Source organism: Methylomonas sp., from assembly GCF_023228165.1.
GTDB lineage: Bacteria > Pseudomonadota > Gammaproteobacteria > Methylococcales > Methylomonadaceae > Methylomonas.
The window spans coordinates 112,787-138,109 of record NZ_JALOBS010000004.1; the positions used below are offsets into that span (position 1 = coordinate 112,787).

Genomic DNA, 25,323 nt, shown 5'->3' on the forward strand with positions numbered 1-25,323 from the left:
ATTAAAGTAATCTGAGAAAATAATAACAACAAAAACACGGTTTATTGGCAATAAGCGGAATAAAGCATTTATTGTTGCCGAGGAAATCAAGGCTCTCACTGATTTGACAGATTTAACTTCATTAACCAGTCAGGTTTATCAGCAAAGTAGTGTTGCAATGCTGATTATGGACGTGGATTTCAAAATCGAATCGGTTAACCCCGCTTTCATTCGATCAACCGGCTTTGAGCCGGTCGAAGTGCGGGGAGCACCCTTATTGTCGATATGTGATGAATTGGTCCATACGAGATCAATCCAGGACATTCAGAATCGATTGGCCGAAACCAACTGTTTTAGTTCCGAATTGGCGATGCTTAGAAAAAACGGCAGCCTGTTTTCCGCGCAAATTATTATCGACGGCTTGCAAAAGCCAAACGGCTGTACGCAGTATTATCTGGTGCTGATTTTAGATATTTCCGAGCAAAAACAGCGGGAATCCGAGTTACGTTATTATTCGGAAATAGACCCCCTGACCAACCTGGGCAACAGGAAATTTTTATTTCAAAGTCTTGATAATGCCATTGCTTCGGCTAAGCGCTTTAATTACACGGTAGCGCTGATGTTTTTGGATTTGGATGGCTTTAAGCAGGTCAATGATTTTTTCGGTCACGGCGAAGGCGACAAAATTTTGTTGGAGGCAGCGCAACGTTTAAAGCGCTGTGTCAGACAGGTCGATACTGTTGCACGTTTGGGCGGCGATGAATTTGTGGTCATATTAAACGGCACTTCCACCGATATGATTGCGGGTACCGCGAAAAGAATCATCGATTTTTTGACTTTAACCATCAAAGATCAAGTCAATGAGATACAAGTTTCAGCTAGCATCGGGATTTCTCTCTACCCACGAGATAGCAAAAATCCATTGGTCTTGTTGAAGTATGCCGATGAAGCCATGTATAAAGCAAAAGCTAAAGGTAAGCGGCAATTCTGCTGGCATTTAGAGTCAAAATAATTAAATTAAAACCGGTCGCATAAAAAATGACAAGAACCAGAACACTGACAAATTTGTCCGGCATCCGCCTGCTTTATGTAGAAGACGATCTGGAAACACGCGAAGAGCTGCAATCTATTCTGGAGCTGTATGTGGCTGAATTGTATGCGGCAAAAAATGGCAAACAGGGGTTGGCTCTTTATAAACAATATAAGCCCGATATTATTGTTACTGATATTCAAATGCCGGAAATGAACGGATTGTCCATGGCGGCGGATATTAAAAATATCAATCCGGAACAACAGATTGTAGTGTTGAGTGCATATAACGATGTGGAATACTTATTTAGGGCCTTGGAATTAGAAATACAACATTACATTACCAAGCCTGTCAGCGTGGAAAGACTGCTAAATAAACTGTCTGAAATTACCGAGCAAATGAATTTGGCTAGGGATGTCGCCAACAGCCATAAGCTATTAGAACAATACAAATTGTTGGTGGATGAAAAAGCTATCGTCGTTAAAATAGATTTAAATGGCAATATTACTTACGTCAATCAGCATTTTTGTGATTTGTCCGGCTATTCCGAAGCCGAATTATTAGGTCAGCATTATTTATTTAGTTTTGATGGTACCGATCAACAAGAGATTTTGGACGATTTAAAGAAGTCGGTAATAGAAATAAAGAAATGGAAAGGGTTGCTTAAAAAAAGGACGAAATCAGGGGCTGTTTATGCGGTGGATGCCAGTGTCATTGCCGTAGTTGATGCGAATAACGAGATCGAAGAGTTTGTGGCGTTGATGGTCGATATGACTGAAGTATATGAAAAATTCGAACGGTTGGCCCTCAATTTAAAACAAGATTTAAGCGAACAAAAACATTATTTGCATGAGTATGAGCGTGCATTGGAAGTGGGTACCTCGCTATGCGTGATCGATACGGACGGCAAAATCATTAGCGCCAATCGAAATTTCGGTGCCACCCTGGACTACAGCACCGAGGAACTAGTTGGGCAGTCTTTATGCGATTTGGTGCAAGACTGCAAAGATTTTAAAAATCGGGTATTAAAAAAAGTCGGCGAGCAAGGTTTTAGTTCGCGAGTTATAAAAGTACAGGGGAAGGGCGGTCTGCTACGCACACTCAGTACGGTTATTGTGGGTATTCATAACCAACATGGCGAAATTCATTCTTTAATGAGTTTAAGTCACGATATCAGCGAGACTGTCCAATTAAATGAAAGCATTATAGAAAATCAAAAGGATTTAATTTATGTGCTCGGCGAGGTGGTTGAAAATCGTAGTCAGGAAACAGGTCTGCATATTAAACGTGTCGCCTTAATTTCAGAGTTGCTGGCGTTGAAATACGGATTAAGCGAAGACTATGCGGCCATGATAAAGGTTGCCTCACCGTTACACGATATCGGAAAAATCGGAATACCGGATAATATTCTACATAAGCCCGCGAAGTTATCGGAAGCGGAATATAAAATCATGAAAAGTCACGCGGAATTGGGCTTTCAATTACTTAATAAATTGGATAAGCCATTAATTAAAATGGCTGCAACCATTGCTCATGAACATCACGAAAAATATAACGGCAGCGGTTATCCGTCGGGTCTGGTCGGTGAGCATATAGCCATTGAGGCCCGCATCGTCAGCTTGGTTGACGTATTTGACGCCTTGAGTACCCGACGCATTTATAAAGAGCCTTGGACGGATCAGGAAATCGTTGCGTATTTAAATAAAAATAAAGGTATCCAGTTTGACCCGGAATTAGTGGATTTATTTTTGGAAAACCTCGACGAAATTTTACGTATCCGTGATTTGCTAAAAGAACAATAAAAACATGACCGTTAAAACCAATTTCCTGGCCATGGCCTTGATTTTTTGCTGCGTATTTGAGTTAAGTGCGGAAACTGTTCAGCTCCAAAAATTAACGCTGGAAGATTGCATTCGTATCGCTTTGCAACAACACCAGTCATTGAATGTGTCCGCCGCCAATATAGCCATGGCTGAAGCCATGTACCAGCAGGCCATGTCGGCCTATTGGCCGCACATTGCCGCCCAGGTTAATGCAGCCCGCGCGGACCAGGACAGGACGTTTACAATGGAGGGAGCGTTTACCCTGCCGTCTAATATGACGAGCGCATTTGGAGCTTTAGGGCCCCAAGTGGTTGGTGCTTTAGCTCAGCCCATCCCCATTAATATGGATATCAAGCTGGTTGATAAGGACTTGGTTCAATCGTCGTTAAATCTGACATATCCGCTCTTCACCGGATTGAAACGTGAAGCGCTGGTAGCGCAAGCAGAGAAAGGTATAAAAATCGCCGAACAGGGTCAGCGTAAAACCACTCTGGAAGTGGTTCGCGATGTCAAAAAATACTATTACGCAGCTCAATTTGCCATACAAATGGAAAAACTGGCCGACGATACCTTGGAACGCTTTAAGGCTCTGGAAGATTTAACCGAGCGCCTTTATCAGCATGGTTCCATGAAAGTCAAAAAAACCGACTATCTGCGCACCAAAACCACCACCGCGGTCACCCGAACCATGTTGAGCGAAGCGCGTTACGCTCGCGAAATGGCGCACGAAGCGCTGGGAAACGCCATGGGCAGGGAATGGAGTGATAACGTTGTCTTGGCGGAAGCCGATCAGGCAACGCCGATTAGCGAAGGCTTGCGGGAATTAGTCGAATTGGCACAGAATTTTAATCCGGATATTCAGCAGCTCAAGCTGGCGGTACAAATCAGCGATGATCAAATTACGGAAGCGCGTAGCGGTTATTTTCCGATGATAGGCATTCAAGCCGAAGTGCATGATATTCAAACACCGTACCACGGCGGCTTAACCAACACCGCCAATCGGGACGGTTGGACCATCGGCGTCGGCATGCAATGGAATCTGTTCGACGGCTTCCAAACCACCGGTAAAGTGAATCAAGCCAAAGCCCGACAACGTAAATTGGCAAGCCAACAGATCCTGTTGGATCAAGCTATCGCATTGCAGGTTAAACAACAGTTTTTAAGCATCCGTAACGCCAACAATCAAACCAAAGATAGCCAAGAAGCAGTGGATTATGCCAGTGAGAATCGAAAGCTGCATGTGCGCGCCTATCAGGAAGAGTTGGTGGAAACCAAAGACGTGATTGAAGCGCAGATCGTAGAAACATTCGCTCAGAGCACGCATTATCGGGCCCGTTATGCCTTGGAAATGGGCTTGTTATCGCTTGAATATTTGATCGGGCAAAATGTGCAAGTGTTTTAATTAGATAGATTTAATTGCCGGGTTTAATACATAAAAGCTATTGAAACCATTCGATGAGCTCATATAGGAGCATCAGACCTTAGAAAAAGGGTTATTGCCATGGGGCATCAATTAATACGCATGAGTTGTATACTCTGCGCTTTGTTAAGTAACACGATAATCGGTCTAGCGCATGCTGATCAACAGCTAGCAAAACATGGCCGGGTAAATATGGGCTTATACACTAAATCGATTACTGAACAAGCCAGTATCAGTGATATAGAAATTTCCATGAACTTTTGGGTTAAGGATGCGCTGGCCTTTGAGGCTCAAAAAGCCGGGATTGATATTCAAACCACCGGTGCCTTTTTATATGAAACCATGCAAGACATGCGCGTCGATTTTGATCACGGAAAACTGGATATTATCGTGGCGCCGCCGCTCCTCATTTCCAGGTATTTTAAGCGCGACGAAATAACCGATGGTTTTTCCGGTATGTTGGAAGATAACAAACCGGACAACCTTTTACTGATTGTACGCGCGGATAGTAACATTCAAAATATTCAGGATTTACGCGGCAAGCGTATCGCTATGCTAGAGGGTGACGAATTAGCGGAAATGTATATGGATACGCTTTTTCTGAGAGCGTTTAAAAAAGGGTATAAAACGCTGGCCGCATCGATACAGCAACAGGCTAAAGCCAATCGCATCGTCTTGGATTTATATTTTAATAAAGCAGATGCGGGGTTGGCTTATGTTAATTCGTTTCAGGTCATGTCCGAGTTAAATCCTGATATCAGAAATAAAGTTAAGGTTTTGGATACATTTGAGGTCAGGAGTAAAAATTACAGTTACATGCGCAAAAATTACCCGTTAGCGAATGAAATAAGACAAATTGCCTTATCCTTTTATAAAAGCGCGCGCGGCAAGCAAATACTGGATATTTATAAAACAGCAGCGTTGGATTTTCTTAAAGTTGAGGAATTGGACACGGTCGATAAATTAGATAGAGAGCATGCGCATTTAGCGAAAGGAATAAAATAACCAATATATTGAGAATAGCTATCAATAGCTGTGGGTATTTCTAATAATTGCTTACCCCCGCGAAGGTTGGAATACGATAAGCTTAATTGCTTGGATTCCAACCTTCGCGGGGGTACCAGGTTTGAGTAATTAAAAGCCTTTCAATTTATTTCGTTTCCTAATCACGCGTTAGAGCGTTCAAAGCGAGCCAGCGTATTCCGCCAATGCCTTGATATCGTCATCGCTCAGGGTTTTGGCGATGGCGTTCATCTGGCCGGCTTTACGGGCGCCGCTTTTAAAGTTTGCTAATTGCATGCTTATATATTCTGGATGTTGGCCGGCCAGCTTGGGAAATTGACCATTACCCTGTAATGCATTGCCATGACACCCCATGCACATAGCGGCCTTTTCCTTACCTAGCTGGGCCAGACTGGCGTCTCCGCCGGCTGATTTACCCGGCAAACTAGCATAGTAAGCCGCCAGATTTTGTATGTCGGCATCCTTTAAATCCTTGCTCATGGCGTTCATGGTTGCGTTGCTACGCTCACCGGAGCGGAAATGCTTCAATTGCGATTCCAGATAAGCACTGCTTTGCCCGGCTAGGCTGGGGAACATGCCGCTGTTGCTGACGCCGGCATTGCCATGGCAGCCCATGCACATAGCAGACCGGTTTTTACCGGCGTTGATGTCCGCGGCCTGTGCGGGAAATAGCAATAGCGCCATGACAAAGCTAAAACCGATGTTATAAGTTGTGTTCATTGTGATGACCTCTTGGGCTTGTTGTACAATCTGTTAACGATAGCGCCTTGGCTGAATCACATCATAAGCAGCAGGCATCCTATATAGCAATCAATAATTCCGCCTTCCCTCAATTCGCTAAAAGGTTATTAATGTTCTGGATTGTCGATTTATTTCAGCATGATTCCGTGCCCCACGCCATGCTGATTATCAGTTTAGTGGTGGCTAGCGGGTTGGTGCTGGGCGGCTTAAAGGTAGCCGGTATACGTTTAGGTATTGCCGGTGTGCTGTTTTCCGGCTTGATATTCGGCCATTACGATTTAACAATCAATGCCGAAGTCATGCATTTTTTGCGCGAATTCGGTTTGGTATTGTTTGTCTATGCCATTGGTTTGCAAGTAGGGCCCAGTTTCGTCAGCTCGTTTTTTAAATACGGTCTCAAGCTCAATGGATTGGCAGCGGCTATCGTGGTGTTGGGGGCCTTAATTGCAGTTGCCATTAGCGTGGTTGGCGAGATACCGATGCCGGTGGCGGTGGGTTTGTTTTCCGGCGCAACTACCAATACCCCCTCGTTGGCTGCTGCACAACAAGTGTTGAGCAGTCTACCCAATGTGGATGGCGAGATCATGAAAATGCCCGGTCTGGGGTATGCCGTTGCATATCCGTTCGGCATTATAGGCATCATTTTGTCCATGACGTCGGTGAAACGGTTGTTTAAGATTCAGGTCGACAAAGAGGCCGAGGATTTCGCCCACCATCAGCAGCAACAGGCGAAAATCCCGGTTTGGGAAGACTTGGTGGTGGAAAACCCCAACTTAAACGGCTTGACCATCGCGCAAATTCCTTTTTTTGAAGGCATGGGGGTGGTGATAACCCGCATCCTGCATAAGGGCAAAACCGATGTTGAAATTGCCAGCCGCGATACGCCGTTAATGATGGGCGATACTGTCCGCCTCGTGGGAGAGCGCCAACAGCTACAGCGATTAAAAATCCTGATCGGCCATGATGCCGAAATCAACTTACAGGAAATCGCCCAAAATCTGCGTAGTAAACGGCTGGTGGTGACCCATAAAGCAGCGATTAATCAAACTATCGGTAATTTATGCGTGCGTTTTGGGGTGACTATTTCTCGTGTACATCGGCCGGATGTGGAATTTACCCCAACCAGCGCCATGCATGTGCATTTCGGCGACGAGTTGAATGTGGTGGGCAGCCAGGATGCTTTGGACACTATCGAGAAGGCCTTGGGGAATTCCCTGGAAGAACTCAGCCATCCACAGGTCATGCCGATTTTTATCGGTATTAGCTTAGGGGTTTTGCTGGGCAGTTGGCCGTTTTACCTGCCGGGCGTGCCTACTGAATTAAAGTTGGGCATGGCCGGCGGACCGCTTTTGGTGGCCATCATGTTAAGTCGGGTGGGTAATTGGGGCACCATGACCTGGCATTTACCGAAAAGCTCCAACATCATCTTAAAAGACATCGGCATCGTGCTGTTCTTGGCTTGCGTGGGCCTGCATTCCGGCGATGAGTTTTTAGAAACGCTGTTCAATGGCAGCGGATTTTACTGGATGGCCTGTGCCAGTTTAATTACTTTGCTGCCTTTACTGATTGTGGCCCTGTTCGGGCGTATCGTATTCAAGCTGAATTACCTGTCCTTGTGCGGTCTGTTGGCGGGCAGCATGACCGATCCGCCGGCATTGGCCTTTGCCAATAATTTACATAGTTCGGCCGCGGTCTCTATCGCCTATGCCACCGTGTATCCCCTGGTAATGATTTTGCGGATCTTGGCCGCGCAATTGATTATCGTCTTGGTCAATTGATAGGTGCGAATTGCCGTTATCCGCGCTCTCGAATTTAGCGCCGCAGGATGGCGAGATATATTACTGGCCGGGGTTTTATGGGCCGGAACAAGCCGATGATTATTATCAAAGGCTTTATCAGAGTCTGGCTTGGCGGCAGGAACAATTATTCATCTACGGGCGCTGGCTAAACGTACCCCGATTGATGGCCTGGTATGGCGATCCCTGTGCGCACTACCGTTACTCGGGAGTCGATCACCAACCATTGGCGTGGTCGGTGGATTTACAAACCCTACGCGGCAATGTCGAAGCGGTTTGCAAGCATGGGTTTAATAGCGTGCTGGCTAATCTGTATCGCGATGGCCAAGATTCCATGGGCTGTCATGCCGACGATGAGCAGGAATTGGGACAAAAGCCGCTGATCGCTTCGCTCAGTTTCGGTGACAGCCGCTTGCTGCGCTTTATACATCGCAAAACCGGGCAAAAGCTGGATATTGACTTAGGTCATGCAGATTTGTTGGTCATGGCCGGCGAGTTGCAACATCATTGGCGGCATGAACTGCCCAAAACCCGCAAATCCAAGCAGCCGCGGATCAATCTGACGTTTAGGCGGATATATGTTTAGCCGATCTGGGTTGGCCTGCAATTTCCGACAACCAGATTAGGCGCGCTACTCTCTATGGTTGTAATTGACGAGTGACGATGTATAAAAGTCTGAACTTATCCGGTAATGAACGAGGCAGGTTGTACCTGAAGCAATTGATATTGATAATGGGGCGAGCTGGACTTAAAATCGGCATGCACCCCAGCGTAGAAGCTGATAAATTTTCTAATCCAAAGAGCTGTTTGAATGTAAAGGAACTCGGATATTTCAAAGCATTTGCCGGGGTTCGCGTTGCTCACCCCAGCTTTACGGCCCTGTCCGAATCAGCCCATAGGACTACACTTTTGCCTCAAGGACCAAGTTAGTCGCGGTCTCCGCTGCGCGCCTTACCTGAGAAAATCCTCCCGCATTAAGAACTTCGGTTAACTTTTTTTGCCCGGCCTGAGCGCCTAAACCTAGCCCGACTTCTTGTGATTTCGATGCGGGGACACAGACCATGGTTGAGAACGAATAATATATCTGACCCAAAGGGTGCAGATTTTCTTCAAGACTATCGCCGGCGAAGGGCTCAACCAACATCAAACTTCCGTCCTTCGCCAGGGTGCTGGCTATATGCTGAGCCGCGCCGACTGGGTCACCCATATCATGTAAGGCATCAAACACGGTAACCAGGTCGTAATTCTTGCCCGGATATGCTTTTGCCTTTACGACCTCAAAAATCGTGTTGCTGGCAACGCCGGCCGCTCGGGCTCTTTCTCTGGCGTGTTCGACGGACGGCTCGTGAAAATCGAAGCCGTGAAACGTCGAGTTCGGGAATGCCTGGGCCATGATGATTGTCGAAGAACCGTGCCCGCAACCGATATCGGCGACTCTCGCGCCGGCTTCTAGTTTTTCCTTTACGCCAGTGAGTGACGGTATCCATGCATCGAGTAGATTCATCGCATACATAGGCCGAAAAAAACGTTCGGTACCGCAGAACAAGCATGGGCTATGATCACTCCAGGGCAAGCCTTTTCCGGAACGGAACACCTCGGTCAGTTTAGGTTCGTCGATATATACGGACATGACGGCTTGGAAGAAACCTTGCATGCATGCCGGGTGCCCTTCCGCTGCAAAGATAACCGCTTGTTCGGGCGAGATCGAAAACTTACCCATAGCGCCATCGAAGTTCACATAGCCGGCGGCTGCATTGGCGGATAGCCACTCCCGAAGATAGCGTTCGTCCATGCCGGTGGTTTCGGCTAACTCTTGACTGGTGGCGGGGCTAATCTCCAACAGCGCGCTATACAGATCGAGTTTGTCGCCAATATAAGCCATTAACAAGCCTAGTGAGCCGGCGACGTCACCCATTACTTTCCCTTGCAATTGTTCTAATTGGCCGGGATTGACATCTTTAAATCGTATTGTCATAAATCATTCCATCCATTTGTTGTCTTTACCCAATTTTTTGTTAAGCGTAATGAAACGAACTTCTGTTGTCCAGGTCTTGCCAAAGGCAGGCAATCATGGCCGCCATGATGATACGAATCGGCATTTCGCCGCAGATTACGCTAGCGCTACGGAAAGCATTGTACTTTGGGCACTGGGATAATTAAATGCGTATAAACGGTTGACTGTAAACCAATCGAGTATTTGCACCCTTCGGATTAAACCCAATCGGTACTTCTGTATTTACGCTAATCTTCTCACGCCATGGGATTGTTTTAATGCCGAGACAATGAACGATGTTAAATGCAAGTTAAATGATCTATAGTTTCCAGCGAACCCATTATCCAAATAGCCTGTACCACAGGTTATACCGGTGCCGACTGTGCAAAAATTAAGATTTTCCATTCGCCTGACCGTGGTCAGCATATTCGTTTTGGCGACAATACTGACGGCTGCGGTGGCGACCGGATTGCAATACCATTTTAGCCGGCAGGCTGCGGTTGATAGTGCTTTAGCCCAATATCGCCTGACTGCAGCCGGCACAAGAGACTATTTGGCGGCAATCGACAGTAAAGCCAGTCAAAATGCCGCCATCCTGTCACGGTTTCCGGAGTTGATTAAAGGCAAGCGGGTCAACCCGGCGGCTCGGGAGTTGTTTGCCGAAGTCATGCGTTCCAATCCGTATTTATATGCGATTTATGTCGGCTTTAACGACGGCAATTTCTATGAGCTGGTTAATTTAGATGCTAGTCCACTGGCGCGTGGCCAATTTACGGCGCTGCCGGACGACCGCTGGGTGGTTATCTCTGTCGAAACGGAGACAGACGGCCGCTTTCGCAGCGTGGCTTATTACGACGATAAATTCAAACACCGGGCCAGCCGTCGCGAACGCAGTGATTACGATCCCCGCGAGCGGCCTTGGTATCGGCAGGCCGTGACGGGTTCGGTCGAAAAAACCACGCCTTATTTATTCCAGCATCTGCAAGCGCCGGGACAAACTTATTCGACCGTGATTCCCGCCACCCAAGCCGTGTTGGCGATCGATATTGCCTTGTCGTCATTGTCCAATTATCTAGCTGAACTGCCGTTGAGTACCGACGGTGAAATGTATATCTACCAACACGAAGGGGAAATAGTCGCTACCAATCGAGTGGCCGATAGCGATGCGCTGCCCGTCGCCGAAGTGATTCCGTTGAGCGAGTGGCAAAAGCAATATTTGGCGGATTTGGGCACTATCAGGGTGTCCAATGAATTGGATTGGCCGCCGATCGATTATGCGGTATCCGGGGAACCGAAAGGTTATGCCATCGACCTGCTCCGGCTGTTGGCGGAAATGACCGGCATAAAAATCGAGTTTATCAATGGCTATACCTGGGCCGAATTGCTGAACATGTTCAAGAATGGAGAGCTGGATATCCTGCAACCGGTCGTGCCGACCGAGGCCAATCAGGCGTTGGGATTGTTGAGTCGGCCGATTTTGCATCTGCCCGACGCGCTGGTAACCCGCGACGATGCGGCAACCATTACCCAACTCGAGCAATTGAATGGCAAAGTGCTGGCCATACCGGCGGGTTGGTCGACTATCCAGGCATTGCGCTCGGCCTATCCGCGCATAACCTTGTTGGAGACCGGTTCCAGCCGCGAATCGCTGGCGGCGGTGATTTCCGGGCAGGCTTTTGCCACCCTGGATTCCGCGGCCATTTTGCATTACACCGCCGATCAATATTTCATGGAGCATTTACGTTTTCATGAACATTTCGATAAAAATGAATTGGTGTTGCCGGAAGATTTAAATTTGCTGATCGACAAACGCCACGGTGAGTTGGCGTCTATCCTCGACCAGGCGTTGGCCGCCGTTCCGCCTGCGCAAATACGTGCGCTGGAAGCGAAATGGTTCGGGCAACATGATGCCAACAGGACCGATAATAATTTGGCGGTCGTACCGTATCCGCAATTGCTGCCGCGGGCGGAAACGGAAAATAGCGGCGACCGTTTCTTTAACGCCGAAATTGGCGGTAAAGACCATTTTGTATATATCACCCGCTTAAACAGAAATGGCAGCCGGCCCGAATACTTTGCCGCAGTGCTTCCGGCCGCCAAGATGCTGGTCGAAAGCTTGCGAAAAGTGACAATTTCCCTGTTGGTTTCCGTTGCTTGCCTATTGCTGTTGTTGCCGGTGTCCTGGCTGTTCGCCTCCCCAATTGTTCGGCCGATCAAGAGTCTGGCCCGGGAAAACGATAAAATTAAACACAGGCGTTACGACGAAGTGGCTGTCTCTGACAGTATCATTATCGAAATCGACGAATTATCGCATTCGATTATCGATATGGCCGCCGCTATTCAGCAATACGAGCGGGAACAGAAAGCCTTGATGGAGGCCATCATTCGCTTGATCGCCCAAGCGATTGACGAAAAATCGCCCTACACAGCGGGGCATTGCGCCCGGGTGCCCGTGCTGGCTTTAATGTTGGCGGAAGCGGCGGAACATACCGCAAGCGGCCCTTTCAAGGATTTTCGCTTCAACTCCGAAGACGAGCTGAGAGAATACCGGATCGCCGCCTGGTTACACGATTGCGGCAAGATCACCACGCCGGAACACATCGTCGACAAAGCCACCAAGCTGGAGATTATTTATAACCGTATCCACGAAATCCGTATGCGCTTCGAAGTATTGTGGCGCGACGCCGATATCGAATACTTGGCTGCGCCCAGCGCTGAAACCGCCCGGATCAGGGATATAAAACAAGCCCAGCTACAGGAAGATTTCGCCTTTATTGCCCAAACCAACATGGGCGGCGAATATCTGGCCGACCGCGATATTGAGCGGCTGCAAACCTTATCCCGGCAGACCTGGCTGCGCCATTTCGACGATCGGCTGGGTTTGTCGGCAAATGAATTGGAACGCTACCCGACCGAGCAATCCCCGTTACCCGCCCTCGAACCCTTGCTGGGAGATAAACCGGAGCATCTGTTGCCGCGGCTCGGGGGGCGGGAATTGGATCCGAAGTTGGGTATCCGCATGGAGATACCCGAGTTCATTTACAACCACGGGGAGCTTTACAATTTGTCGATATCGCGCGGCACCTTGACAGAGGAAGACCGCTTCAAAATCAACGCCCATATGATCAGCACCATCAAAATGCTGGAAAGTTTGCCGTTTCCGAAAGACTTGGCTAGGGTGCCGCGCTACGCCTCCACCCATCATGAAACCCTGATCGGCACCGGCTATCCCAGGCGTTTGGGCGACGACGATTTATCGATTCCGGAACGGATTCTGGCCATCGCCGATATCTTCGAAGCCTTGACCGCCGCCGACCGCCCGTATAAAGAGCCCAAGCCGCTCAGCGAAGCGCTGCAGATCATGCAGAGCATGGTCGAAGAGCAGCATATCGATGCCGAGGTATTCGAGTTGTTTCTCACCAGCGGGGTATACCTGGATTACGGCAAGCGGTTTTTGCAGCCGGCGCAGCTCGATTGTCCCGATATTTCCCGGTTTTTACGGCGGCCGTCTGCAGAATCCCTTGAAAGCGCAAACAGCTAAAGGGCAGGCAGGATTAATAACGTTCTTTGATAAATGTCAGTGCCTTGCCGGCCAAATCGTCCGAGTCGTGCCACAGGTTGCGCCATACGCATAAGGTGTTGGAGAGGTTGGGGTCGACGACTTTCGATGAAAAGGATTCGAACGTGATCGGGCCCCGGAAGTCGATTTTTTTCAGGGCGGCAAAAAAACCATCGAAATCGACATTGCCGGTGCCCAGATAACCGCGATGGCTTTCGCCGATATGCACGTAGCCGAGCCGGTCCTTGGCTGCCAGCACGGATTGTTCCATGCCGTCTTCTTCGATATTCATATGGTAAGTGTCCAAATGCAGATAGGCATTGGGCCGGTCGATCTCGTCCAGGAAAGCCAAGCCTTCCAGGCCGGTGTTGATGATATTGGTTTCGTAGCGGTTCACTACTTCCAGATTGATATTGATGGATCTATCCGCGGCATAGTCGGCCAGTCGCTGCATCGCCGCCACGGAATTAGCCCGATTCTGCTTGGATGCAGGGCCGGGGTATTTACCCAGCGCGCAATAAATCACCCCGCATAACTCTTTGCCGCCTATCGCATGCAGCACGTCGGTAGCCTTACGCAGCAGTTCATCGCCTTTGGCGATGATAGCCGGATCGGTGCTGGTGACGTCGGTAGCGGGAGACAGACCCAATGAAGCGTGGGCGCGCAGCTTGAATTCCTCTAATAGATCCTTAGTCAGCGCGGTATCCACCTTCCACGGGTCCAGCAAGGCGATTTCGATGTAATCGTAACCGGCTCGCGCCGCGCCACCGATGGCCTTACGCGCGCCTTGCGGCGTCCAATCCCCCGACCAAACAAGTGCATGACCGCCGTATTCCAATGGTTTGCCGTTTGCCATAACGCATTTCTCCGGTTGTTTTTATAGTTTTTCAGTGCTGTCGATTCTAAGCCATGCAAATTGGCGCTGGCAATGCCGATTCCGTGGCGGGGCGCGAGGGGTTTGGATTCGTCTGCTCGATGAAATTAAACTTTATGACATTCCGAATACGCGTTTAGGCGGCTTTTTAGTGCATGTAATACGTTTGTCATGGACTGAAACAATAATGCTCGCGTCCTCATTAACCTTTTTTAGGAATTTCCATGACTCATCAACGTATTCTGCCTGTGTTAATTGTGTCGCTATTGGCATCGTCGGTCGCGATGGCGGAGATCGAATTGATTGCCATCGGCAAAATCGATGGCAGTCTTTCCGATCGTAATCGACAAACCGCTGCGCCGCTGGAAAACGCTGTGCAAGGAAATCTGCTTGGCGGCATCGGCTCCGGTTTGGCGTATGCCGGCGGCAACAGTTTTCTGGCTTTGCCGGATCGGGGCCCGAATGCGACGGCCTATAACCCATTAGTAGATGACACAGTCTCCTACATTAATCGCTTTCAAACTGTGAACTTGAATCTGGCGCATAACCGCCCGGGCGCGGACTTACCCTTCAAACTGATGCCGGTAATAAAGCGGACTACCCTGTTGTCGAGTTCAATGCCGCTGGTATACGGTGACGGCATCGGTCTGAATTTGGGGGCCGGCGAGCCAGCGCTGAACGCCAAGAACCGCACCCATTATTTCACCGGCCGTTCAGATAATTTCGATCCAGCCCAAGTATCTACCGATGCCAGCAGTGCGCGTCTTGATCCCGAGGCTATTCGCATGTCTTGCGACGGCAAAAGTGTCTTTATTTCCGATGAATATGGTCCCTACGTATACCAATTCGATCGTCAAAGCGGCAAGCGCATTAAAACCTTCAATTTGCCTGTCAACCTGGCAATCGAACATCTTTCCGCCCAAAAATCCGAAGAAATTGCCAACAACACGGTGGGGCGGGTTACCAACAAAGGCATGGAGGGCTTGGCCATTACCCCGGACTGCGGTAAGTTGGTCGGTATCATGCAAGCGAATCTGGAGCAGGATAAAAAGAAAAGCCTGCGTATTGTCACCATCGATATCGATACCGAACAGACGCACGAATATGCCTATAAACTTACGGATGGCTCTGGCGTGAGTGAGATTGTGGCGATCAACGATCATCAGTTTTTGGTTGACGAACGCGACGGCAATGGCTTTGCGGATACACCGTTACTGACCGACACGGCTTCGGCCGCACTGGTTAAGAAGCTGTATTTGATAGACCTTGACGGTGCCCAGGATATAAGCAGCGTGGAAGGGCCTAATGCCGATCTGACCCGTTATGCCGTTACTAAAGACCCGGCCCCTTTTCTTGATATCGTCAGTGCGCTGAATGCAGCCGGTATAGACAGCCGTATGATTCCGTCCAAGTTGGAAGGCCTGGCTTTCGGACAGGATGTTACGATCAAAGGTGTTAAAAAACATACGCTAGTTATCGCCAACGATAATGACTTCCTGGCCGATGTCGCCGATCCCTTAACAGATGCGTGCGCGGAATTGAACAATTGCGAGCGCGGCACTGTTGCCAACCCAAATCAATTCTATGTATTTGCTTTTGATGACAACGATTTGCCGGGCTACCAAGCACAACAAATTCGCAAAATGGATCAAGAATTAGCGGAAGAGCATGAGGGCGATCACCACGAGCATCACCAAGGGTTGGTTAAAGCGTTAGGCGTAAAGCCATAGACGCACGCATCACAAGTTGCATTACCAAAAAGCCAGCATCTCGCACAGAGGGTTGGCTTTTTTTATCCAAAACAAAATGGCCGGGAAAACCTTCAGCGTTTACAAAATCTAATTGGCTATCTTGAGTTAAAGATGTTTTCATAATTCAAAGCCAGTCTTTGCGAAAAGATGATTTTGGCGTAATGGCGTTGATGTTTACAGCCATCCTCGCGGGCATATTGGAAGACAAATCGGCAAAGAATCCTTTCCAAGGGAGCAACGATGCGAATACTGTGGGACCGTGGAAGTTGACAAACCAGATTGCAACGAACATGATCAAACCACTTTTACTGGTCTGTCATTATTCATGAGTAACGACACGCTGCAAATTCGACGTATCGGTATTGATACCTACCATGAAAACGTGGCTTATTTGAATCGGGATTGCGAGATTTATCGAGCGGAAGGCTTTCAGGCGCTGTCGAAAATCAAGGTATGCGCGAACGGCACCAAACTGTTGGCGGTGCTCAATGTCGTTGATGACAGTTCGATTGTTCAGGCTGGGGAGTTGGGGCTTTCCGAACAGGCGTTTAAGCAATTTAACATTGCGGAAAATTCGTTGGTTACCGTTGAGCATGCCGAAAATCCCGAGTCCATGGATGCCGTGCGCCGCAAAATCAACGGCGAGCGTTTGACTCAGGAAGATTTCTATAGCATTACCAAAGACATTGTCGATACCCGTTATTCGAAAATGGAAATGGCGGCGTTTTTAGTCGCTACCGGGCAAAATAATCTCGATCGGGACGAATTACTTTATCTGACACGGGCGATGCTCGAGTCGGGCGAACGCATGAATTGGCACGAACCGTTGGTCGCGGACAAACATTGTATCGGCGGGATACCGGGTAACAGGACCTCGATGCTGGTGGTGCCTATCGTTGCCGCCCATGGTATGTTGATTCCAAAAACCTCGAGCCGCGCGATTACCTCCCCGGCCGGAACCGCCGATACCATGGAAGTCTTGGCGGAAGTCAATCTGCCGCCGGAACAACTGCACAAGATCGTTGGGCAGTGCCGAGGTTGTTTGGCTTGGGGCGGTACTGCCAAACTTGCGCCGGTCGATGATTTGCTGATTTCCGTCGAGCGGCCACTGGGTATTGATTCGCAAGGGCAAATGGTTGCCTCGATTCTTTCCAAGAAATTGGCGGCCGGGTCGACGCATTTGATCATCGATATTCCGGTTGGCCCAACCGCAAAGGTCAGGTATATGCGGCAAGCTCTGGCGTTGCGAAAGTTATTTGATTTCGTCGGAGACCGACTGAATATTCATCTGGAAGTCATGATTACGGATGGTCGGCAGCCGATAGGACGGGGTATCGGACCGGTTCTGGAGGCCCGCGACATCATGCAGGTGTTGGAAAATCATCCGGATGCGCCATTCGATCTGCGGCAAAAGTCGCTGCAATTGGCCGGGCGTATTATTGAGTTCGACCCCGATGTCAGGGGAGGGCAGGGTTATGCGATTGCGCGCGATATTCTCGATTCGGGGCGTGCGATCGCGAAAATGAACGATATGATAGAAGCGCAAGGTGCGAAAACCATCGATTTGACGCCCGGTAGCTTATGCTATGAAGTATTGGCCGAGCAGGAAGGCGTCGTAACGCATATAGACAATTTCCAAATGGCCAAAATTGCCCGCATCGCCGGCGCGCCGATGGACAAGAAGGCGGGGGTGGATTTGTTGAAAAAACTCGGCGACAAAGTGCAAAAAGGCGAACCGATTTATCGTATTCATGCCGAATTTCCGGCGGATTTTAAGTTCGCGCATAAGCTTGCGGCGGTTAATAACGGTTACACAATCGGTAACGAAGAGCACGTTTTAAAACCCTTGGTACCTTTTTACTAACCATGCTGGTACTCGCCTTCCCGGATTATCACTCTCAAAGTCAAAGGCTGGCCGGTAAGCTGGGGGCAGAGTTCGATCTGGTCGAGCAGCATCGCTTTCCGGATGGCGAAAGCCTGATCCGGCTACCGCCCGTCTTGCCCGGCCACGTGATCCTTTGTCGCAGCCTAAATCAACCAAACGATAAACTGGTCGAATTGCTGTTGTTCGCCCGCACAGCCAGGGAACTTGGCGCCAAACGTATCACACTGGTTGCGCCCTATCTATGTTACATGCGGCAGGATGTCGCCAACCGCGCCGGCGAGGCGATCAGTCAGCGGATTGTCGGCCGCTTGTTGGCAGAATTGTTCGACGATGTCATCACCGTCGACCCGCATTTGCACCGCATTTCGCATTTGCAGCAGGCCATACCGCTAGCCAATGCGTTGAGCCTTTCAGCGGGCCACGTAATTGGCGAGTTTTTGCGGAAGCAGTTGGACCAGGCCATCTTACTGGGGCCTGATAGCGAATCGGCACAATGGGTTGAAGGAATCGCCTCGACCATCGGTTTCGATTATGCTGTCGCCGATAAAGTCAGGCGCGGTGACCGGGAGATCGAGATTACACTTCCCAAGTTTGATTTTTTTAAAAAAACGGTTGTTATCATTGATGACATGGCCAGTACCGGTAGAACGATGGCTCGAACGATCGGTTTATTAAAAGAAGCGGGCGTCGGTGACGTCTATGCAGTGGTCACCCACCCATTGTTTTGTGGCGACGCCGAAGAGCTTATTCGATACGCTGGCGTAAAGGAGATTTGGAGTACCGACAGCATCGAGCACGCTACATCATGTATTAGGCTCGATTCGATGCTGAGTTCAGCCGTGAAAGCAATTTTATAGTTAATCTTCCCGGTTTTGCCGTCGATTTCCATCACAATGCTGAATCTCGCCTGGCGCGATGCGCGATGCTTAATAGTTTGCAGCGTATCGATCCGGTGGGTAAACTGGTGTAAGATTCGTTAAAAATTTCCGAATTAGAGATTAAATTGGAAATGCTGCGACAGCAATTAACGGTTTATTTCCCGTTGTCTAAAAATCTTAAAGATCGATATTTAACAGGCAACAGCGATTATTAATTTCTTTTATTTTAAAATTTGCGAGAAACTTGAAAATGACTTCTTTTAATAAAATTGCTGTTTTGACGTTGCTATGTTTAATAGCAAGTCCTGCTTGGTCTAGACAAGTGGATTTTTGTAAAGTGATAAGAAGTTTTGATGATAAGGATTTGGGTGCTCCTCCAGTAATTAGCTATGAAGATTGTTCCGGCGTGGCTTTTCTAAATTATGGGAAATATTTTGTAAAAGCGGCCTGTTGGCCAGGCGCTATCGATCTTCTTGACGGCAAGTGCCAGCAGCATAGCGATGAAGGCGCCGACGATAAACCCGCTGCCGATGAGGATTTTGAATTTGAAACCGCAGAGTAAATTGCGGGCGTTCTGGTTTTCGCTGACCTAGTGATTTTGTTGGGTTTGTATCTGGCGTGAATCTCATTAAGGGTTTGGCCATAAACAACTTCCAGCCAAGCCGGTCATGCCGACAGTCCCCGCCGGAACGACGACGTTGTGAACGGGATTCCCTTCGGGAAGTCATGCCACCCAAATCCTTAGTTGGTCGCCGCAGCATAAAGCCTAGTTGCGTCAATGAGGCGTTATTACGGGCTTACAGGACTAATTGGAGGTGGTGTTTACTTACCTGCATTTATACCTTTTGCAAATTAAGTTTTAGCACTTCAATTCCGTCTCCTGCCGAAGAGGGTTTGGGCGAGGAGATTTTAAAACCAAAATTTGACGTGCAGTAAGTATAATTCGACTTTATTGCTCCAAAAGTCAGCGGCTTGTTCAGTCGTTCGTCCCAGTCGACCGTGCATTTCAAACGAATAAAATGCCTGCAAGAGCAGGGTTGATCGATCGTTCTGTCGGTTATTCTTCACCATTTCAGGTCGGAAAAGAGTACGATGCTGCGAATTTTGTTTCGACTGACAACGCCAATCTAAACCGGGGCCGATTATGAAATATATCGTAAAACAACTGTCCAACGACTTTATTTTTGAGGAAATGGAGCAGGCCAGGATGCAGTTTGTCGAGGCGCTTAATTACACGATGGAAAGCGCTACGATCTTTTTCGATAAAAACGCCACTAATCCACTGGATTTTTATATAGGCTACGATTTCCAGCAAAAACACGGCGAGCATGTGGTGTATGGATTTAACTTGCGGGATGAACTGGTCCGGATCTTCAACCTGGACAACAATAAATACCACTCCTCAAAAGCGGCCTTGCTGCTCAGCCAGCAATTAAAAAAACTGGCCGAGGAAATTGAAGAACGTTACGACCCGGAACCGACCAAAACCATTGCCGAAACCAAAGACAAGAAAGATACCGAGTATGCTAAAAGCGTCAACCGCTCCTATCGCGATGTGCTGCGAGAGGCCATAGAACAGGATAAGGCCGAGCAATTGAAAAAAACCGCGGCCGATGCGGAAGCAGCCACTGACGGATATCAGCGGCAAACCATATTATTGGGCAGTAAAAGCGCGGCAAAATCATAAAGCGGATCAGGGTTTCTTATAACAGCGGATGAACCCCCGCCGGGAACTGTTGCCGTTTGATTGATTAGTTTCAGTCGTCCGTGGAAAGTCCAATCAACAGCCGAATGAATTCCATGACTTTCTCATTAAACACGTCGTTATGATCGGCGATGATACTTTCGTCGACCCGGATGTTCAGGTAGGGGTTTCGCGGGTTGGTTTTGTTCAGATGTGTCAATACGGTTGAACCGTATTGAGTGGTGTTGCCTGGCGTTTGCGTGCTCCAGATATGCTTCATGTTTTTATAGTTGGCCAGTTGCAGATTTTTTTCGTCCGTTACAGGCGTCAAGGTGTGACTGATCAACGGTAAATAGTGGCCTACCGTATAGCGGTCGGCTTCGCCTTCATCCAGCGACAAGAGATGTTTGCATTCGTTGCGTTCGATGTCGTGATGGGTTTCAAACACCGTTGAGAACACCCTGCCCATGGGAAACAAAATGCCGGTGGCGTCGTCCGCTTCCGAGGTCAAAATCGCTAGGCGCGGCACCTGTTCCGGAAAATAACTGCAACGCGCCTGGGCCAAATCGTAAAACGGCGAATATCGCAACGCTTCGAAAGCCGGATTCAGCAATACCACCAGGTCGCCGAAACCCTTGGCGGTATCGGTAAAGCCTTTGTTTTCCCGGCTGTCGATGAAGCGGCTGGCCAGGATTTGCGAGGTGGCGCTGAAAACTACCGCGCCGCCGAAACTGTGGCCGATGACCACCAGCCGGCTTTTAATGGGCGGCGTCATGGAATTGCGTACATTGGCGATTTCTTCCAGTTTGATCAGTAGTTCGGTAATGCCGAGATAGCCCACGTCTTGGGCGGTGCTTTTCCGGTCCCAGAAGGTCAGGTAATTAAACGGCGGTACGTCGATAGATTCACCGCGCCAGCCTATGTACACCCCGGCAATTTTGCGCGGCGGCCGGCCGAGATCTGTGGCACGCTGACTTTCAATTTTGCTGATTCTGGCAAGATTCTCCTTGAAACTTTCGATATTCGAGTCGCCGGGTCGGGCATTGTGATGCCAGCCGTGCACGAACACGGTCAATAAAATACTTTCTTGGGCGGCTTTTTGGTACAGCGTATCGAGCAAGGCTTGCATTTGTTTGCGGTCGCGCATTTGGCCCTGGTCGTCGATTTCGACAAAACCAAGGGTGTATTCGTCGTCGGTACCCTTGTTGTAGGTATGTTGCGAATTTTGCTCGCAGGCGTTGCCGGGTGTTACGTCGCAAGGCCGGTAATCGCTGCGGTAAATTTCGTTGGATGCGCATCCGGACAATAAACAGGCGGTGACGATGAATAGCTGCAATGCACGTGCTTTGATGTGTTTCATGATGATCTCCTTGACAGGGAAAGCTTGGCTCGTGCCCGCTTAATGTCTATTATTATTCGGCAATCTAAAAGTAGCGAATCTTTATGAAAGTTATAGTATAGATAATCTATTCATTAAGGTGAGTTGGGTACTGGGCGGTTCCCCAGCTGGAATATCAGTAGATTATTGTCTAACACGTTGTAATTCTAATAAGAACGAGGAGCATGCTATGTTGGCATTGGTATTGATTTTGGCGGTGGTGGCGGTGGTTTTTGTGCTGATTGTGGTCAGGCGGCCGGGAGATTTTCAGGTGACCCGTTCCTTGCTGATGGCCGCACCCGCCTCGAGTGTATTTGAACAAGTGAATAATTTAAAAAAATGGGATGCCTGGTCGCCTTGGGCCAAACTTGACCCCAACGCAAATAATGTATTCCAAGGCCCGGAAGCTGGTGTTGGCGCCGTGATGCGTTGGGCTGGCAATTCTAAAGTAGGCGAGGGCAGCATGACGATTGTTGCCAGTCAGCCCAGTGAACTGATTCGTTTTAAGCTGGCGTTTTTGAAACCGTTCAAAGCCACCAACAGCGCCGAGTTCACCTTCCAAACCGAGGGTGAACAAACCTTGGTTACCTGGCGTATGTCCGGCACCAATAATTTTATCGGCAAGGTCATGGGTCTGTTCATGAATTGCGATGCTATGGTGGGCGGGCAGTTTGAACAAGGTTTAGCCGCCATCAAAGCGATTGTGGAAGCGGCTTAATGCCGTTGGTTGGGCTGGCGCGCAATCGTTAGCGAATTGTTGCGCCGAATATGGTTTAGCCCGGGCTTTATCTGGTAACATCCTTGCCTAATCGGGTTGACGTGCTTAGCCCGATTAACGTAACGGGTTGGATTTTATAAAGTCACCTCAGCATAAAATCTAGCGGACCCATTTTTTAGAGGTGTTTTTTGGATCGAGTTTTATGGATAAATTGACAGCACTTTCTACCAGTATCGCCTTGCTTGCCGGCGTAATGGCGTTTTTTGCGGTGGGCCCAGCGAGCGGTCTGTTCTTGATCTGGGTTTCAACTATTGCCTGGGCGGCGTTTTTTCTATTAGGCGCAGATAAAGCCGCCCTGACGAATATGTTGGTCTGCGGTACGTTCGGCGCGGCTATGGGTTGGATTGGCGCTTTAATTATTGCCAATATTGCGCCAGACACCGCTTTGGGTGTGCCTATGATGGCGGCCTTGGCCGTGATAGAAACAGTTTGGGTCATGTGCATGGCGGCGCATTTTCCAAAGTTTGCGGCCATTCCCGCCAGTGTCTTGGGCTATTCCTGCATGTTTGGCTATTTGTTACAAACACCCGATACATTGGCGCATGATGCCTTGTTAGGCGTTTCATTGAGTAATCCCTTAGTTTTAGTCTCAATTTCCATCGCTTTAGGCGCTTACTTTGGCGTTTGGTCCGGCCAATTTGCCGCTAAGCTGGAAACCATTAATTTTAAAAAATAGCAGTTTTTAAGGCTGTCGTTCGAGCACGCCCATAGTATCGAGTTGGGCAAGGTCCGCATTGCCGGCCTTGCCCGATTTTTCCGATATCCAGAAAGTCTTGAGATCGGTCGATAACCTGTTGCGGTTTTTGACTTAATGATTGCAAGATGAAAGACTTGCCGCCAATCTTCCGTGATTTAGCCATTAAACACCCAAATCATCTAGCGGACTGATGACGCCCTGCCCACCCTGATTCAAAACATGAGTATAAATCATCGTCGTTTCCAGATCGCTATGCCCCAATAGTGCCTGAATGGTACGAATATCGGTACCGCGTTGCAGCAGATGGGTGGCAAAACTGTGGCGAAAGGTATGCGCAGAAACCCGCTTGACAATACCCGCTTGTCGAACCGCAGCCTTAATCGCCTTATTGATCAGCGATTAATCGATATGATGGCGTCGAGTCACACCCGACAAAGGGTCCACCGATAATGAACGCGCCGGAAATACATATTGCCAGCCCCACTCCCGTTCGGCATTGGGATACTTTTTTGCCAGCGCATACGGCAAATACACAGCGCCGAAGCCATCGGCCAAATCCTGCTGGGGAATCGCCTTGACCTTTTGCAAATGATTTTGCAATAACGGCATCATAGCTGTAGAAAACGTGGTTATCCTGTCCTTATCGCCTTTGCCGGAACGTACGGTCGAAATCGACATCCTGCACCCGCAACCGAACAGCCTCAGTAATTCGCAAACCACCGCCGTATAACAATTTCACCACCAACTGCGCCACGCCTTCCACTCGTGGTAATACTTGCCTGATCTCGTCCAGCGACAACACTACCGGCACATGGCGACTGGTTTTGGAGCGGATAGCCTCAATACGTTTGATCAGCGGCTTATCCAGCACCTGCTTGTATAAAAACACCAACGCATTCATCGCCTGATTTTGGGTGGCAGACGCCACTTTACGTTCTGTTGTCAGATAGCTTAAAAAGGCCTCAACTTTGGCTTCACTGTCATCAAACAATGCTGCTCTTTCGTTTAGCTGATGAAACTTCACAAATTGCTTGACCTACTCGCAGTACGTACGTTCGGTATGCAACGAATAATGCTTGAGCCGCATGACGCGACGAACATCTTCCAACAAGGTCGGGGGTCTGGCGCTTGACATCAAATAATTAGTGGCTATAGTGAGGCGAAATATTATTATATAAGCAAATTTGCCCGAATTTATGGCTAATATCAGGTTATCAAGGCACATTTGCCCGGTTTGGGTGTTATCAGGGCAAATGTGCCTGAAAAGGCCGGTAATATCAACTTATCAGGCAGATTTGCTTGATAATCAATAGTTAGGCCGCACAAACGATGTCGTCCCTCACTCTCCAGCAACTGATCCGCGCAGGTTCCTCCGGCCCCGGCGCAACAAAAGCTGCCCGCATCTCGATCGACTACGTCGTAGACGGGGAGTCCCTGCTCGCCCAGTTGGTCGAGGCCGATGGTGGGCAATGCGAGACTCTGGAAGAAATGGCCGACGGATTCATGGGCTGCTTCGTAAAGGGATTCGAATCCGACAACCTCAGGAAGAGCGCACAACTCGTCGCTGCCCGTGAGCCCGATACCGAAGAAGGCCGATATCTACTCTACGTCTGCCCCGAGTGCGGAGACATAGGCTGTGGCGCGTACGGCGCAAAAGTCCGACTCACCGAGAATGACGTGGAGTGGTATGACTTTGCCTACGAAAATGGCTACGAACCCGGTCGTCCTCTACCGTCAGTAGGTCCCTTTTGCTTCAGTCACACCGAGTACGCGTCAGTCATCGGCTCAGCGGGTGCGGCATAACGAATAAGGTTAGATTGTGTGAGCAACGCGAACCACAATCTGAACCGGTTGTTGGACAAGCCCGGTGATCACAGTGTTGACAGTATGCTTTATATAAGAAAATAGCTTTTCGGAGCTCTTGGGTCACGAAGGCGTGATTACCGCTTCAAGACCCGGAACTCACCTGGGAGCATCGCGCCACCGCTTCGATGGCATCGGAAGGCCGCTTTTGGGGATATTTTAGCCCTGATT

At 49.0% G+C, this 25,323-nt stretch carries 23 protein-coding genes; 15 read left to right on the top strand and 8 right to left on the bottom strand.

What is annotated here, in order from left to right; translation table 11 throughout:
• Window positions 1–103: 103 nt before the first annotated feature.
• The 4 genes from M0R33_RS04435 (at window position 104) to M0R33_RS04450 (ending at window position 5,257) form a co-directional block, all read left to right on the top strand.
• Window positions 104–991: a sensor domain-containing diguanylate cyclase gene (locus tag M0R33_RS04435; protein ID WP_292565670.1), complete on the top strand. Its 888-nt coding sequence runs from the start codon at window positions 104–106 to the stop codon at window positions 989–991.
• A gap of 26 nt (window positions 992–1,017) precedes the next feature.
• Complete coding sequence (locus tag M0R33_RS04440; RefSeq protein ID WP_292565673.1) at window positions 1,018–2,811, top strand: HD domain-containing phosphohydrolase; 1,794 nt, start codon at window positions 1,018–1,020, stop codon at window positions 2,809–2,811.
• 4 nt (window positions 2,812–2,815) lie between these two features.
• The gene (locus M0R33_RS04445; RefSeq protein ID WP_292565676.1) at window positions 2,816–4,234 is read left to right on the top strand and encodes a TolC family protein; all 1,419 of its coding nucleotides are present in this window, start codon (window positions 2,816–2,818) and stop codon (window positions 4,232–4,234) included.
• Between the two features lie 210 nt (window positions 4,235–4,444).
• Entirely contained in the window at window positions 4,445–5,257 is an 813-nt protein-coding gene (locus M0R33_RS04450) for a PhnD/SsuA/transferrin family substrate-binding protein (protein ID WP_292565679.1), read from the top strand.
• Between the two features lie 177 nt (window positions 5,258–5,434).
• Here the strand turns inward: M0R33_RS04450 and M0R33_RS04455 are convergent, their stop codons facing one another.
• Window positions 5,435–5,995 (bottom strand): c-type cytochrome, encoded by a 561-nt coding sequence (locus M0R33_RS04455; RefSeq protein ID WP_292565682.1) that lies wholly within the window; start codon window positions 5,993–5,995, stop codon window positions 5,435–5,437.
• A 47-nt stretch (window positions 5,996–6,042) separates the two neighbouring features.
• Here M0R33_RS04455 and M0R33_RS04460 point away from each other — a divergent pair, with 47 nt between their 5' ends.
• Window positions 6,043–7,794 (top strand): putative transporter, encoded by a 1,752-nt coding sequence (locus M0R33_RS04460; RefSeq protein ID WP_292565685.1) that lies wholly within the window; start codon window positions 6,043–6,045, stop codon window positions 7,792–7,794.
• Between the two features lie 10 nt (window positions 7,795–7,804).
• Window positions 7,805–8,398: an alpha-ketoglutarate-dependent dioxygenase AlkB gene (locus tag M0R33_RS04465; RefSeq protein WP_292565688.1), complete on the top strand. Its 594-nt coding sequence runs from the start codon at window positions 7,805–7,807 to the stop codon at window positions 8,396–8,398.
• 315 nt (window positions 8,399–8,713) lie between these two features.
• On the opposite strand, the gene M0R33_RS04470 is transcribed toward M0R33_RS04465, so the two are convergent.
• Complete coding sequence (locus tag M0R33_RS04470; RefSeq protein ID WP_292565690.1) at window positions 8,714–9,787, bottom strand: class I SAM-dependent methyltransferase; 1,074 nt, start codon at window positions 9,785–9,787, stop codon at window positions 8,714–8,716.
• Between the two features lie 400 nt (window positions 9,788–10,187).
• Here M0R33_RS04470 and M0R33_RS04475 point away from each other — a divergent pair, with 400 nt between their 5' ends.
• Window positions 10,188–13,346, top strand: a complete 3,159-nt coding sequence (locus M0R33_RS04475) for an HD domain-containing phosphohydrolase (RefSeq protein ID WP_292565693.1) — start codon at window positions 10,188–10,190, stop codon at window positions 13,344–13,346.
• Between the two features lie 13 nt (window positions 13,347–13,359).
• Here M0R33_RS04475 and M0R33_RS04480 read toward each other — a convergent pair whose 3' ends face one another.
• Complete coding sequence (locus M0R33_RS04480) at window positions 13,360–14,220, bottom strand: sugar phosphate isomerase/epimerase (RefSeq protein WP_292565696.1); 861 nt, start codon at window positions 14,218–14,220, stop codon at window positions 13,360–13,362.
• A gap of 242 nt (window positions 14,221–14,462) precedes the next feature.
• On the opposite strand from M0R33_RS04480, the gene M0R33_RS04485 reads away from it, so the two are divergent.
• Window positions 14,463–15,968 (top strand): esterase-like activity of phytase family protein, encoded by a 1,506-nt coding sequence (locus tag M0R33_RS04485; protein ID WP_292565698.1) that lies wholly within the window; start codon window positions 14,463–14,465, stop codon window positions 15,966–15,968.
• Here the strand turns inward: M0R33_RS04485 and M0R33_RS04490 are convergent.
• Window positions 15,943–16,110 carry a hypothetical protein gene (locus tag M0R33_RS04490; RefSeq protein WP_292565701.1) on the bottom strand — a complete coding sequence of 56 codons (168 nt, stop codon included), beginning with the start codon at window positions 16,108–16,110 and terminating at the stop codon, window positions 15,943–15,945. The two genes, M0R33_RS04485 and M0R33_RS04490, sit on opposite strands and share 26 nt — an antisense overlap.
• A gap of 204 nt (window positions 16,111–16,314) precedes the next feature.
• On the opposite strand from M0R33_RS04490, the gene M0R33_RS04495 reads away from it, so the two are divergent.
• The 4 genes from M0R33_RS04495 to M0R33_RS04510 all read left to right on the top strand — a co-directional run bounded on the left by M0R33_RS04495 (window position 16,315) and on the right by M0R33_RS04510 (window position 20,439).
• Complete coding sequence (locus M0R33_RS04495; RefSeq protein ID WP_292565704.1) at window positions 16,315–17,853, top strand: thymidine phosphorylase family protein; 1,539 nt, start codon at window positions 16,315–16,317, stop codon at window positions 17,851–17,853.
• A 2-nt stretch (window positions 17,854–17,855) separates the two neighbouring features.
• Window positions 17,856–18,731, top strand: a complete 876-nt coding sequence (locus M0R33_RS04500) for a ribose-phosphate diphosphokinase (protein WP_292565706.1) — start codon at window positions 17,856–17,858, stop codon at window positions 18,729–18,731.
• Window positions 18,732–19,002: 271 nt separating this feature from the next.
• Window positions 19,003–19,314 (top strand): hypothetical protein, encoded by a 312-nt coding sequence (locus M0R33_RS04505; protein WP_292565709.1) that lies wholly within the window; start codon window positions 19,003–19,005, stop codon window positions 19,312–19,314.
• A 582-nt stretch (window positions 19,315–19,896) separates the two neighbouring features.
• Complete coding sequence (locus M0R33_RS04510) at window positions 19,897–20,439, top strand: hypothetical protein (protein ID WP_292565712.1); 543 nt, start codon at window positions 19,897–19,899, stop codon at window positions 20,437–20,439.
• Between the two features lie 70 nt (window positions 20,440–20,509).
• Here M0R33_RS04510 and M0R33_RS04515 read toward each other — a convergent pair whose 3' ends face one another.
• Window positions 20,510–21,796: an esterase gene (locus M0R33_RS04515; RefSeq protein ID WP_292565715.1), complete on the bottom strand. Its 1,287-nt coding sequence runs from the start codon at window positions 21,794–21,796 to the stop codon at window positions 20,510–20,512.
• Between the two features lie 208 nt (window positions 21,797–22,004).
• Here M0R33_RS04515 and M0R33_RS04520 point away from each other — a divergent pair, with 208 nt between their 5' ends.
• Both M0R33_RS04520 and M0R33_RS04525 read left to right on the top strand, forming a co-directional pair.
• Window positions 22,005–22,532 (top strand): SRPBCC family protein, encoded by a 528-nt coding sequence (locus tag M0R33_RS04520; protein ID WP_292565718.1) that lies wholly within the window; start codon window positions 22,005–22,007, stop codon window positions 22,530–22,532.
• Between the two features lie 202 nt (window positions 22,533–22,734).
• Window positions 22,735–23,268, top strand: coding sequence for a DUF1097 domain-containing protein (locus M0R33_RS04525; protein WP_292565720.1), 534 nt, complete (start codon window positions 22,735–22,737; stop codon window positions 23,266–23,268).
• Between the two features lie 183 nt (window positions 23,269–23,451).
• On the opposite strand, the gene M0R33_RS04530 is transcribed toward M0R33_RS04525, so the two are convergent.
• Genes M0R33_RS04530 through M0R33_RS04540 form a run of 3 tightly spaced genes read right to left on the bottom strand, consistent with a single transcriptional unit; the run spans window position 23,452 to window position 24,280 of the window.
• The gene (locus tag M0R33_RS04530; protein ID WP_366043074.1) at window positions 23,452–23,685 is read right to left on the bottom strand and encodes a tyrosine-type recombinase/integrase; all 234 of its coding nucleotides are present in this window, start codon (window positions 23,683–23,685) and stop codon (window positions 23,452–23,454) included.
• Between the two features lie 3 nt (window positions 23,686–23,688).
• Window positions 23,689–23,967, bottom strand: a complete 279-nt coding sequence (locus M0R33_RS04535) for a hypothetical protein (protein ID WP_292565891.1) — start codon at window positions 23,965–23,967, stop codon at window positions 23,689–23,691.
• Window positions 23,930–24,280 (bottom strand): phage integrase N-terminal SAM-like domain-containing protein, encoded by a 351-nt coding sequence (locus tag M0R33_RS04540; protein WP_292565723.1) that lies wholly within the window; start codon window positions 24,278–24,280, stop codon window positions 23,930–23,932. Before M0R33_RS04540 ends, M0R33_RS04535 begins: the two co-directional genes overlap by 38 nt.
• A gap of 338 nt (window positions 24,281–24,618) precedes the next feature.
• On the opposite strand from M0R33_RS04540, the gene M0R33_RS04545 reads away from it, so the two are divergent.
• Entirely contained in the window at window positions 24,619–25,092 is a 474-nt protein-coding gene (locus tag M0R33_RS04545) for a hypothetical protein (RefSeq protein WP_292565726.1), read from the top strand.
• Window positions 25,093–25,323 lie beyond the last annotated feature (231 nt).

Bases quoted from the DNA above. Each gene is read 5' to 3' on its own strand.
- M0R33_RS04515 (WP_292565715.1), bottom strand. From the start codon at position 21,796: ATGAAACACATCAAAGCACGTGCATTGCAGCTATTCATCGTCACCGCC.
- M0R33_RS04505 (WP_292565709.1), top strand. From the start codon at position 19,003: ATGACTTCTTTTAATAAAATTGCTGTTTTGACGTTGCTATGTTTAATA.
- M0R33_RS04525 (WP_292565720.1), top strand. From the start codon at position 22,735: ATGGATAAATTGACAGCACTTTCTACCAGTATCGCCTTGCTTGCCGGC.
- M0R33_RS04520 (WP_292565718.1), top strand. From the start codon at position 22,005: ATGTTGGCATTGGTATTGATTTTGGCGGTGGTGGCGGTGGTTTTTGTG.
- M0R33_RS04445 (WP_292565676.1), top strand. From the start codon at position 2,816: ATGACCGTTAAAACCAATTTCCTGGCCATGGCCTTGATTTTTTGCTGC.
- M0R33_RS04485 (WP_292565698.1), top strand. From the start codon at position 14,463: ATGACTCATCAACGTATTCTGCCTGTGTTAATTGTGTCGCTATTGGCA.
- M0R33_RS04510 (WP_292565712.1), top strand. From the start codon at position 19,897: ATGAAATATATCGTAAAACAACTGTCCAACGACTTTATTTTTGAGGAA.
- M0R33_RS04535 (WP_292565891.1), bottom strand. From the start codon at position 23,967: ATGTCGATTTCGACCGTACGTTCCGGCAAAGGCGATAAGGACAGGATA.
- M0R33_RS04490 (WP_292565701.1), bottom strand. From the start codon at position 16,110: ATGAAAACATCTTTAACTCAAGATAGCCAATTAGATTTTGTAAACGCT.
- M0R33_RS04440 (WP_292565673.1), top strand. From the start codon at position 1,018: ATGACAAGAACCAGAACACTGACAAATTTGTCCGGCATCCGCCTGCTT.
- M0R33_RS04480 (WP_292565696.1), bottom strand. From the start codon at position 14,220: ATGGCAAACGGCAAACCATTGGAATACGGCGGTCATGCACTTGTTTGG.
- M0R33_RS04545 (WP_292565726.1), top strand. From the start codon at position 24,619: ATGTCGTCCCTCACTCTCCAGCAACTGATCCGCGCAGGTTCCTCCGGC.
- M0R33_RS04495 (WP_292565704.1), top strand. From the start codon at position 16,315: ATGAGTAACGACACGCTGCAAATTCGACGTATCGGTATTGATACCTAC.
- M0R33_RS04450 (WP_292565679.1), top strand. From the start codon at position 4,445: ATGGGCTTATACACTAAATCGATTACTGAACAAGCCAGTATCAGTGAT.
- M0R33_RS04500 (WP_292565706.1), top strand. From the start codon at position 17,856: ATGCTGGTACTCGCCTTCCCGGATTATCACTCTCAAAGTCAAAGGCTG.
- M0R33_RS04455 (WP_292565682.1), bottom strand. From the start codon at position 5,995: ATGAACACAACTTATAACATCGGTTTTAGCTTTGTCATGGCGCTATTG.
- M0R33_RS04470 (WP_292565690.1), bottom strand. From the start codon at position 9,787: ATGACAATACGATTTAAAGATGTCAATCCCGGCCAATTAGAACAATTG.